Origin of the sequence: Rugamonas sp. (assembly GCF_025354735.1) — a bacterium.
Lineage (GTDB): Bacteria > Pseudomonadota > Gammaproteobacteria > Burkholderiales > Burkholderiaceae_D > Rugamonas.
Genome location: NZ_JANXMI010000295.1, coordinates 1 through 2,283, shown reverse-complemented (window position 1 = coordinate 2,283; position 2,283 = coordinate 1). Strand labels below are relative to the sequence as shown.

At 67.5% G+C, this 2,283-nt stretch carries 4 protein-coding genes; 3 read left to right on the top strand and 1 reads right to left on the bottom strand.

Going from position 1 to position 2,283, the window contains the following annotated elements; genetic code table 11:
• A partial coding sequence (locus Q0S71_RS24330) for a glutathione S-transferase family protein (protein WP_296001469.1) occupies window positions 1–429 on the bottom strand: 429 nt, incomplete at its 3' end.
• A 28-nt stretch (window positions 430–457) separates the two neighbouring features.
• Between Q0S71_RS24330 and Q0S71_RS24325 the strand changes: the two genes are divergently transcribed.
• The 3 genes from Q0S71_RS24325 to Q0S71_RS24315 all read left to right on the top strand — a co-directional run bounded on the left by Q0S71_RS24325 (window position 458) and on the right by Q0S71_RS24315 (window position 2,222).
• Complete coding sequence (locus Q0S71_RS24325) at window positions 458–676, top strand: hypothetical protein (protein ID WP_296001467.1); 219 nt, start codon at window positions 458–460, stop codon at window positions 674–676.
• Window positions 677–720: 44 nt separating this feature from the next.
• Window positions 721–1,551: a hypothetical protein gene (locus Q0S71_RS24320; protein WP_296001465.1), complete on the top strand. Its 831-nt coding sequence runs from the start codon at window positions 721–723 to the stop codon at window positions 1,549–1,551.
• A 77-nt stretch (window positions 1,552–1,628) separates the two neighbouring features.
• The gene (locus tag Q0S71_RS24315; protein WP_296001463.1) at window positions 1,629–2,222 is read left to right on the top strand and encodes a peroxiredoxin; all 594 of its coding nucleotides are present in this window, start codon (window positions 1,629–1,631) and stop codon (window positions 2,220–2,222) included.
• The last annotated feature ends 61 nt before the right edge of the window (window positions 2,223–2,283 follow it).

Here is a 2,283-nt window from a genome sequence, read left to right as displayed (position 1 = left end):
GCCGGCGCGCGCTTCGAGCATCTGAAAGCCGGTCAGCACCTGCCGCAGCAGCGCCTCGATGCGGGCCGGATGGCGGCCGGCGGCGGGACGCGACAGTTCCATATAGATCTGGCTGTGCTTGCCATAGGTTTCCAGCGCCACCGCCGCGCAGTACAGGGCGGCGCGGCGCTGCGGGCCGGCGGCCGACAGCAGCGTCTGCCCGGCGCCGGCCAGCTCGTATAAATAATCGACGATGGCGCTGCTGTCGACGAGCACGTCGCCGTCATCGAGCACCAGCGCCGGTACCTTGCCCATGGGGCTGTATTGGCGGATGGCGTCGCGCGCGGCGTGGCCGCTCCAGTCCAGATGCTCGAACGGCAGGCCGAGCAAGTTGAGGGTGATGCCGACGCGGCGGGTATATCCCGACATCCAGGGGCCGATAAGTTTCATCTTCTATCCAATCGCTATGCGTGATCGATTGCAGTATAAAGCAGCGCGGCGCGCCGCGCTGACCCCGCACATCGACAACGTGGCCGCGTCCCTGCGCCGCCAGCCGCGCCCCCTGATCGTCATCTACCTCTACCTGCCCGACGCCGCGCTGCTGCAACAGTGGCCGGAGCTGCGCCTGCGCGCGCGCTGGCACCGCTATCACATCTACGACTGGCAGGGCGCGGCGCCGGCGCCGAGTTGCAATTGAGTTAGAATCAGTGCTCCGATCCCAACTTGTGTTGCGGAGTACGCTTGCCTTCCCACGCCCCACCCTTGAACCGCCTGGCCGGCCCGCTGCTGTGCGCCGCCGCGCTGGCCTGGCCGCCGCCGGCGCCGGCGGCGTGCTCGCGGGCGATCACGGTGCCGGTGGCGCCGACCGGCTTCAGCGTCATCGTCAACGGCGACCAGGTGACGGGCGCCTTCCCCGACGCGCTGCGCGAACTGGGCGCCAAAATGGGGTGCCGCTTCCTGTTCCCGGTGGTGCCGCGCGCGCGGCTGTCGTATATGTTCCTGCAATCGGGCGAGGCCGACCTGCTGCTGCCGGCGTCGCGCAGCGCCGTGCGCGACCGCCAGGCCGACTACGTGCCGATGATGAAGCTGAAGATGGCCATGGTCAGCCTGCGCCACAAGACCGTGCCGGCCGCCAGCACCGCGCAGTTGCTGGCCAACCCGGCCTGGACCGGCGTGGCCGTGCGCAGCTATGTCTTCGGCGACGAGTACAACGCGCTGATGGCAGCCCTGGAAGCGCAGCACCGCATGTCCTACGCGGTCGGGCCGCTGATGGTGGCGCGCATGCTCAAGGCCGGCCGCGCCGACTTCACCATCGTCGCGCCGTCGATATTTTTGACCTCGCTGTACGAGGACGCATCGATGGCCGCCTTCGGCGACGAGGTGCAGTTTTCGCCGCTGGACGGCCTGCCGCCGAGCGAAAGCGGGGTCTACATCTCGCGCCGCTCGCTGACGCCGGCCGACCGCGCCGCCCTGCAACAATTGCTGCAACAGGCGGCGAAAGGCACGCTGTGGAAATGGTATCAGCACTATTATCCGTCGGCCGTCTCCGCGTTCGCGATCCGGCTGCGCTGAGGCGGCGGCAAAGATCGGCGCCTGAGGGTACTATATGCAGGCATCAAAAAAAATATACCAACACACAGGAGTCATACATGAAACGTCTTTTGCTCGCGGCCCTCTGCGGCGCCATCCTCGCCCTGCCGGCGCAAGCGGCACTGAAGGCAGGCGACACCGCCCCGGAATTCAAGGCCCAGGCATCGATGGCCGGCAAGGCCTTCAGCTACTCCCTCAAGGACGCGCTGAAAAAAGGACCGGTGGTGGTTTATTTCTACCCGTCCGCCTTCACCGACGGCTGCAACATCCAGGCCCACGCCTTCGCCGTCAGCCATGACAAATTCGTCGCCGCCGGCGCCACCGTGGTCGGCGTCTCGCTCGACAGCATCACGCGCCTGAACACCTTCTCGGCCGATCCCGATTTCTGCGCCAGCAAATTCCCGGTCGCCAGCGACGCCGGCGGCGCCATCGCCCTGTCCTACGACCTGAAAGTGCAGGACATCGGCAGCGGCCACAAAGACACGCGCGGCGTCGAAATCGACCACGCCATGGCCGAGCGCACCACCTTCATCGTCACCCAGGACGGCAAGGTCGCCGCCACCGTCGGCGGCATGTCGCCGGAAGCGAATGTCGGCAAGGCGCTCGAAGCGATCCAGCAGCTGACCGGCAAGGGCGCGCCGAAGAAGTCCTGACCCACGGGCGGCGGCGCCGTCCAGCGCGGACAGCGCCGGGCTCCACGTCGATCGCGCGGTG

Coding starts and splice junctions, on each gene's coding strand:
- Q0S71_RS24315 (WP_296001463.1), top strand. CDS start 1,629: ATGAAACGTCTTTTGCTCGCGGCCCTCTGCGGCGCCATCCTCGCCCTG.